The following is an 8,010-nucleotide window of genomic DNA, read 5'->3' as shown; positions in this document are numbered from 1 at the left end:
CGCAACACCCACACCCGCGACCCCGACCTCCTCGCCGCCCAACGCCGCGAACGAGCCCGTGTCCGCAGCGAAAAGGGCGTCCGCTACGGCGGACGCCCCCTCACCCAAGCAGCCTGACCACCCCGGCAACCCGGTGAACGTTTCCGGTCACAGCACTAGCACTGCCATGCCGGGTCGGCAGTCCAGATGCCCAGGTAGGACGAGAGCACCCACCCCTGCTGCTGGGTGCCTTCCTTCCGTACGTGCCACCAGACGTTTTCACCGTTCACGGTCGTGCCATAGCGCCAGCAGTGGTAGAAGACCTGGACGTTCGACCACTGCCCGTACGGGTCGCAGCTGGTGTAGGGGCCACTGCGGTAGTTCACGTTCGTGGCGGAAATCCCGGACTTGTAGTCGCTCTTGTTGCTCCAGGAAGTGGAGCAGACCGCGGCTTCGGCGGATGTGGCGGTGGCGGCCGGCGTCCCCACCGCCACCGCGAGGACGGCGAGCGCTTGGGCGCCCCGGCGGAGCAACTTCCCACGCCTAACCGTGTGTTCTCTCATTTTCTCCCCTGTCTTCGATCTTCTCGGAAAGTAGGCCGGCAGAACGTCGCCACCGTCTTCAGGACACGCGTGACATCGGATCGACGACTCGTGAGGGGCCGGTGCGGCCCCTACCAGGCCCCGGCGCCGCAGTCGCTCACGTTGATGTCGTTGTTGAAAAGGCAGACCCGGGACCCGGCGTCCGTGCCGTTCCAGTGGAATCCGGTCGCGTACTGCACGTTCTTGATCAGGTACAGATCGGATACCGGCGTCCAGTCGTAGCCGCCGGTGCCGAGGCGCTTGCGCTGGAGTTGGAAGGCGCACCCGGCACCCCAGGACTGGGCCACGGCCTGCACGTAGCCATCGGACGTGCGCTTGTTGAGCCATCCCTTGCAGGATCCGACCGTGACGTCCTTGCCCGGCCAGTACTCGACCGTGGCGGCATGGGCCGAACCCACACCGCTCACGGAAGCGGCGAAGGCCATGGCGACCGTGACAATCGCAGCCCGCAGCGTTCGCTTCTGCATCATCTTTCCTCACCGATTCCCGGGAGTTCCCGAACGCCGCCTCCGACGTGCGGCGTGCTGCCCATCCTTGACACGGCGGTTGGGCAGGGCGTTAGCCCTCGGTGACCACCCCTTGGCTTTGAGCGCACAGGTGGTCGTCCGCGCTCCGGCGGTATTCGCTGGGCGTCACACCGTGGATGCGGCGAAAAGCGCGGGTGAAATCGGCCGCGCGAGGAAACCCCCATCGCAGGGCGATCGCGTGGATGGGCCGCGTGCGCAGCCGGGGGTCGGCCAGATCACGGCGGCAACGGGCCAGGCGCTCATGAAGTATCCAGGCGGCGACGGTACGCCCCTGGTTCTCGAACAGCCTGTGGAGATGCCGGACGGAGATGCAGTGCGCGGCGGCGATGGTCACCGGGGACAACTGCTGGTCCGCGAGACGCTGCTGGATGTGTGCGTGGATCCGCAGCATGAGCACGGTTTCGTGATCTCGCGTCGGCGCTTCGCGCCCGGCATCGCGTCCGCTGGTGAGGGCGATCGACATCAGGTCCAGGAACACCGCGGCCAGACGCGGTCCGTCCGCGGGAGCGTAGTGGTCCGCATCCCGGACCAAGGCGGCCAGGAACTGTGCCGGCAACGCCCCGGCTCCCCTGTCCCCGGCCACACGCTCCCCCAACGCCTCCACGAACGTACGCTCCGGGAGCAACGACCGGGGAAATTGCGCCACGATCGTCTCGGCCGCCCGGGGGGCCTGCGGAATCACTTCCGCGGCATACGCGTGTGACGTGTCGTAGAGCACGAGGTCCCCAGGGCCCGCGAGGGTCGTCCGGTCGGCGAGGGTGATCGCCTGTGCCCCCTGCACGATCAGTCCGACGTTCAGATACTCCGGATCGAACCGGCGGATCATCCGAGGTGTCCGTCGACAGTGCAGCGAGGGGTAGGACATCGCCGCGACTTGGACCGCACCCAGGTCGATGTGCCGCATCGTCGCCCTGAAGCGTTCCGGATCCTCGGCCCCGATGTCCGTCGGCGCCAGTGACCGACTCGCCAGGTGACGCCAACGGTCGAAGCGTTCCGCCGCCGGGAAGTCCGCGCTGTCGAAGGTTGTTTCGATCAACGCGCCGACCCCCGTCCCGACAAGCGGGACGGCCCACACGCACCTCGCATGACAACACCGCGGAGAACAAGCATCGCACCCCCTGCGCGAAAACCATTCCGCCGTGGCATCTCCTCACACGACGCCCGGTACTCGTCCGCGCGCTGTGTCCTACCGCACATCACGCCCCGTCCCCCACGCTCACGTGGCTGATCGGGTTGCGGATCAAGGCAACAGCACGGTGCACGAGGACGATTCACACCAAGTGGATGGTCAGCCGGGCTGCTCGCCGGCACCTCCACAAGGCCCGGGTGCATGCCGCCGATGTCGCCGAAGAGAGCCCTCGCAGGTCGCCGCGCACATACGGCCGGCGCAAGGTGCGGTTGCGCCTTCTGTTGCGCCCATGCTCAGGCAGCGGAATCTGCCGACCCAGCCGGACCCGACCCGGTAGCCGCCCGACTGGTCGCCGCCATGAGGTCGTTTGAACAGGGGCTTTCCGGTCGGCCAATCGGGTCAATATCCATTCCTTCCTGCCTGCTCGACCTAAGCATACTTTTGCACAGAAACGCATCCGTAGATTTACTGGGTTTTACGAGTCGATCCGGGATCCGGGGGCGATTCCCCGCTCCCTGGCGAGTCGCGCATAAGTGCGGCACGCGTGAAATGGATGATTTCCTTGACATGGCATTAAGGCTTGTCTGAACATCTGGGCGAGGGGCTCCAAACGTGCGATCCGGGAACGAGGTGACGCGGACAATGCCCAGCAACCCCTGGGTCACTCGGCCACCTCCCGATGCAGAAGAGACCCCAGGAACTAAACAACCACGCCGTCGAGCGAGAATGCGGCATCCATTCGCTCCCCAGGCAGAAACGGTCAGCCGCTCACCCGAAGGCGGCCTAAACCTCTGGGACGCCGGCGAGCGCCAGGTCGCGTGGTGGTGGGTGAGCTGTCACGGGGGGGCTGGTGTGAGCACGCTGCAAGCCCTGGTTCCCGGGGGAGCGGATGGCGGGCGGGGATGGCCCATCCTATCCGGAGGCGGCACGTCGAGGGTCGTCCTCGTTGCGCGTGCCGACGCTCGCGGACTGGCTCAGGCTCAGCTGGCTGCGCGGCAATGGGCTTCGGGCGGGGTCCCGCACGTTCAACTCATGGGACTTGCAGCAGTGGCCGATGCGCCGGGCAGACCGCCCCGAGCACTGGGGGACTTGCTGACGCTCGTCTCAGGTGGGTTTCCGAAGCTGTGGACCATTCCATGGATGGAATCTCTGCGATTCGGTGAACTTCCCACCCGCGATCGGACTCCGAAAAATGTGGCCACGATGGCCGCCGATTTGTCTCGATTTCTCAGTTAGCCAGGGGAGCGTGCCGTGTTCGAAAGTCTCGTCACCGCAGGACTCGGTACTCATGTCCGTATCGCCGAATTCAGCGGGATCTTGCGCACGTCGCCTGTGAAAGCCGCCCCGAACCCTCCTCCCAACCCCAATGACGGAACCACGCCGATAGACCCGGGTAACATGCAGCCGATCAAGCCGGGCTCATTCAACGTCGACAACGGCCTGACTTCTGGCCTTTCGAAGATCGTAGGCATCGGCGCGTGGATTGTCCTCGCCCTGTGCGTGGTCGGAGTTCTGATGTGCGCGGCGCAGATGGCCATCGCCCGCAAGAACGGCGGCGAAGCAGCTGTAATCGGCCTCGTGTGGGCACTCGTGGCATGCATCATCGCGGGCAGTGCCTCCGGGATTGTCGCAATGGCGACTGGTTGATCAGCGATGTGAGCGGCACTGAACTTCCGAAGGAACACGGATTGCCACATGGCCACCCTCAGACGCGCGCGGGACCGGTCGAAGGATCGGAACGTCGGCCGCATGGATCGCGACCCCGACCAGAACCCGTTCACCCGAACGGGATTCGTGCTCTCCGCGGCCCTTGTCGGCCTTGTCTTCATGGCGGCGCTCGCAGTGATCGTGGACTACAACGTACGCGGTCCAGGCCAGAAGCAGAACTACATGAACCCTTCCGCGGCGCCCCGAGGCCCCGGCCCATCCGGGCCACGAGCCACCCCGTACCCGGATGTCCCCTCATCGGCGATCTCCACGGCCGGCCCTTCCAACGGATCCTGCCCCTCGCTGGACGCCAAGGACCAGGCGATCCCCGCAACGGCGCCCGCAGGCATCTCATGGGAAATGTTCCGCTCCGTACTTCTCCCTTCATCCGACATAGGGGGCCCTGCAGTTGAGGATGACGGCATCAGCCGCTGTTACGCCGACACCCCGACCGGTGCTCTCGTGGCTGCGGCACAGATCACCACGCGATATGTGCTCTCGGCTGGGTGGGAAGCGGTCACCAGGGCTCAGGTGGCGGAAGGGCCCGGACGAGATGCGTATATCGATCAGCGTCTTGCCGAAGAAGACGTGAACGGCCCCGCAGGCGCCCCGGAACCGGGCGAAGCCACGCAGATCGCGGGCTTCCGCTTCCTCGACTACAACCCCACCGCCGCCGTCCTTCAGCTGCTACGGCGTTCCCAGAACGGTGGCCTTGTCGCGACCACGCACACCATGGTGTGGAGCGGGGGCGATTGGAAACTCCGCATGGAGACCGACGGATCGGACTCCTCGACCGTGCAGCGGGTCACGTCCTTGTCCGGCTTCACGATGTGGGCGGCGTCATGAGTGCCGTGCGCGGAACTCCCCATCGCCGACGCAGGCTTGCCTGCCTGTTCGGGGCCCTCGCAGTGGCACTGTTGGCCGGCCTGTTCACCGCTGCACCTGCGGGTGCGGAGGACAAACGTGATGCGGACGCAAAGTTCGCGGACGGGTGTGTCTACGTACCACAGAACATCGACGGATCGCGCTGGCGGTTCTTCTGCCCAGGCGACAAGGCTGACATCAACAACTGGGTGACGATCCGTGATGAGAAGGGCCAGGTACCGGAGGGAAATCGCAAGCTATATCTCGACTCCGTGGGCTGGGTCTTCGAACTCAAGGGCAGCGACGCGTACAAGGCGATGGCCTCGGCCCAATTGGAGTGGATCCCCGACGAGCCCAGTTGGTTGCTGAGTAAGGACGAGCCGGGCGGCAAGTCCGACGTGGACCCGTCCAAGAAGCGCAAGGACCCGCAGCCGACGAAGCACGACTACAGCGTGCAGTCACTGATCGACAACGTCAAAACCGGGGTCCAGGGGCCGTGCGAAGGGTTCATGAACCAGGTCATCAAGGATTCGGGCAAGAAGATGACCTGCGTCGACCCGCGGTTCAACTACCCGTGCCCGTCGTCGTTGGACAAGACGCTGCAGGCGAAGTGCAAGGCGCAGAACAGCACGATCATCGACAAGCTCCACTACGACGACGAACCCAAAGGCAGTGCCTGCAAAGACGGTCAAGGCGAAGCGGTCTGCGATACGACGGCACCTGGGGACAACTCCCAAGGTACCGACGACACTTTGGTCACCACCTCGGACAGCAAGATCGGCGGGCCGTCCTTCCTCGACGACCCGCCCGGCTGGACGAAGTACCACCTGGCCAACGCCAGCGCGCAGGTCATGACCTGGTGGATCCACGCCGACGACCCGGTGATCAAAGGCGACACCAAGTACAACAGCGAACAAACAGTCGACTTCGTTGTCCGGTACACCAACGTCATCACCTACACCCTCGCGATCTTGTCGGTGATCATCGCTGGGGTACGCATGATCCTCACGCGGAACGGGGCGCCCGCCCGTGAGGTGGCTCAGAGCCTGGTCACGCTGTTGCTGGTCGGTGGGCTGTCGGTCACCGTCGTCAGCCTGTGCGTCAAGGCCAGTGCAGCGTTCACCGACTGGTTCGTGGTGGCGGGACTGAACCCGAACGGTATCGACCACCACGCCGACGTCCACACCCAGGCGAACCAGTCGCTGGACGCGGCGGTCAAGGCGTTCGGCGGCTCGACCACCGACATGAACTTCTTCCTTTTCCTCCTGGCATCCGCGTTCATCATCATCGGCAGCCTGACGCAGTTCTTCTACATGATCGCCCGGTTCTTCGTGGTCACCGCGCTCACCGGCACGATCACCCTCGCCGCAGCGGCGTCCAACACCGAACGCGGCAAACAGTGGTTTCAACAGCACATCGGCTACCTCATCGCCTTCATCTTCGTGAAGCCTGCGGCTGTCATCGTCTTCGTGATCGGCGCCCGGCTGTGGGCTCCGCGGGGCAACGCGGACCTGGACGCGGCCGCCCAGTTCAAGGGCTTCTTCATCATCCTGATGATCACCCTGCTGCTGCCCGGCATGGTCCGCGTGATCTTCACGATCGTCGCACCCGCGTCCCATGGGGAGGACGCAAACGTCGCAGCAGGCCTCGGCGCCGTCGTCCTGGGAGCCAAGGCAACTCGTGCCGGGCTGGGGGTCGGGCTCGGAGTGGGTGCGAAGATCGCGGGAGCGGGCAAGGGCGCTGTGGCGGGGCTGGCCAGAGCCCGGTCGAGCCAAGGCGGGGCTGACGGTGATTCCGGGAGTTCGGGCCCACCGGGCGGGAGCAACCCCGATGGTGGCTCCGGTGGCGCAGCCAGTTCCGGCAGCCTTCCAGGTGGCGATGGCTCGGGCGGCAGTCCGCGTCGTTCGGTTCCCGATGGGCCGGGCAACTCTCAGAGAACAGCCGGGGTGCCCGTTTCACGCTCACCGGGAACCGGGTCAGCCCAAGCCGAGCTCCCACAAGAGACGCTCGCCGAGCGGTGGGGGAACGCAGCCGGCGCCATCGAAGACGCCCGCGGAATGGATCCGCAGGCGTCCCCAGCGGATGTCGCGGCACGGACCGGATACCCGATTCCGCAAGGCACAGCGGCCAACGGCTGGCAGAGATGGGACTACTGGCGTCGCCACGTCGACTCCGAGGTGCAGGCCTTCGTGAGCGGAACGGGGGGCCGGCAGCCGGACGACGCAACGATGAGGGACATCGTGCTGACGCAAACGCCCCGGGCTGGCGGCTTTCACATGCCGGACGGTTCGACGTCATACCCCCCAACGTAAGGAACTGCTATGTCAGCCCACGAAATGCGCACCTACGGAAACTGGCGCAAGCCGACTTCGCCGGGCATTGGCAGGCTCGGGTTGGCGGGCACCTTGGCGTTGTTCGGCGGCACGATCCTTGCGATTGTGGTCATGTTCGTCTCGTGGATCGGCGCGATGGCCGTCGGTGTGCTTGTCGGCTTCTCGTTGGTTCCTCTGCTCATGCGGGACAGGCACGGGAGGAACGGGCTGCAATGGGCGACCGCGCGGGTGTCCTGGCAGCGCGGCAAGATGCGTGGCGAACACCTCTACCGGTCGGGCCCGTTGGGGCGGATCGATCTCGGGACGTGCAAACTGCCCGGGCTCTCCGCGACTTCTCGCTTGTGTGAAGCCCAGGACGCGTACGGTCGTCCCTTCGCGCTCCTCACTGTCCCTGCCACCAACCATCACACCGTCGTTCTCACCTGCAATGCCGATGGTGCCTCGCTGGTCGACGATGAGCAGATCGACACCTGGGTTGCCTACTGGGGGCAGTGGCTGGCCGGCCTCGGTCTGGAGCCCGGCCTGGTCAGCGCCTCGGTCACCGTGGAGGCTGCTCCCGATACCGGCGAACGGCTCCGCCAAGAGGTGTACGGCAACATCCGCCCGAACGCCCCGGACCTTGCTCGCAGGGTCTTGGCTGACGTCGTGGAAAGCTACCCGCGCGGTTCGGCCAGCCTGTCCACGTACATCGCCCTCACCTACTCCGGTGCGCCACGCGGATCCGACGTCCGTCGCACATCTGAGAAGCCGTTGCCTTTCCGAGAGTTCGGTGTGCGTTTTCGCTGGTCAGGTATGAAGTGGGTTGTTGTGCGGGAGGGATGACGCGTCGGTGTCGTCTCTTGCGCGGGGGTGTTTGTGCCGTCGGTGAT

General features: G+C 65.5%; 8 protein-coding genes and 1 pseudogene. 6 read left to right on the top strand and 3 right to left on the bottom strand.

The annotated features are described in order from the left end of the window. Positions 1-117, top strand: a pseudogene (locus ABEA93_RS41790) (IS630 family transposase); the annotation flags it as partial. 38 nt (positions 118-155) lie between these two features. On the opposite strand, the gene ABEA93_RS41785 reads toward ABEA93_RS41790, so the two are convergent. The 3 genes from ABEA93_RS41785 to ABEA93_RS41775 form a co-directional block, all read right to left on the bottom strand. Further along, positions 156-512: a hypothetical protein gene (locus tag ABEA93_RS41785; protein ID WP_345681257.1), complete on the bottom strand. Its 357-nt coding sequence runs from the start codon at positions 510-512 to the stop codon at positions 156-158. A gap of 140 nt (positions 513-652) precedes the next feature. After that, complete coding sequence (locus tag ABEA93_RS41780; protein WP_345681256.1) at positions 653-1,051, bottom strand: hypothetical protein; 399 nt, start codon at positions 1,049-1,051, stop codon at positions 653-655. Between the two features lie 88 nt (positions 1,052-1,139). Next, positions 1,140-2,144 (bottom strand): AraC-like ligand-binding domain-containing protein, encoded by a 1,005-nt coding sequence (locus ABEA93_RS41775; protein ID WP_345681255.1) that lies wholly within the window; start codon positions 2,142-2,144, stop codon positions 1,140-1,142. Positions 2,145-2,879: 735 nt separating this feature from the next. Here ABEA93_RS41775 and ABEA93_RS42290 point away from each other — a divergent pair. Genes ABEA93_RS42290 through ABEA93_RS41755 form a run of 5 tightly spaced genes read left to right on the top strand, consistent with a single transcriptional unit; the run spans position 2,880 to position 7,963 of the window. Next, complete coding sequence (locus tag ABEA93_RS42290; RefSeq protein ID WP_425585272.1) at positions 2,880-3,473, top strand: DUF6668 family protein; 594 nt, start codon at positions 2,880-2,882, stop codon at positions 3,471-3,473. Between the two features lie 15 nt (positions 3,474-3,488). Next, entirely contained in the window at positions 3,489-3,884 is a 396-nt protein-coding gene (locus ABEA93_RS41770) for a hypothetical protein (protein ID WP_345681254.1), read from the top strand. Positions 3,885-3,932: 48 nt separating this feature from the next. After that, complete coding sequence (locus ABEA93_RS41765; protein ID WP_345681253.1) at positions 3,933-4,790, top strand: DUF8175 domain-containg protein; 858 nt, start codon at positions 3,933-3,935, stop codon at positions 4,788-4,790. Further along, the gene (locus ABEA93_RS41760) at positions 4,787-7,120 is read left to right on the top strand and encodes a TrbL/VirB6 family protein (protein WP_345681252.1); all 2,334 of its coding nucleotides are present in this window, start codon (positions 4,787-4,789) and stop codon (positions 7,118-7,120) included. Before ABEA93_RS41765 ends, ABEA93_RS41760 begins: the two co-directional genes overlap by 4 nt. Positions 7,121-7,129: 9 nt before the next feature. Next, complete coding sequence (locus ABEA93_RS41755) at positions 7,130-7,963, top strand: SCO6880 family protein (RefSeq protein ID WP_345681251.1); 834 nt, start codon at positions 7,130-7,132, stop codon at positions 7,961-7,963. The last annotated feature ends 47 nt before the right edge of the window (positions 7,964-8,010 follow it).

The organism is Yinghuangia aomiensis (assembly GCF_039542225.1).
Taxonomy (GTDB): Bacteria; Actinomycetota; Actinomycetes; order Streptomycetales; family Streptomycetaceae; genus Yinghuangia; species Yinghuangia aomiensis.
The sequence above is the reverse complement of the archived record's forward strand: the minus strand, read 5'-3'. Positions and strand labels throughout refer to the sequence as shown.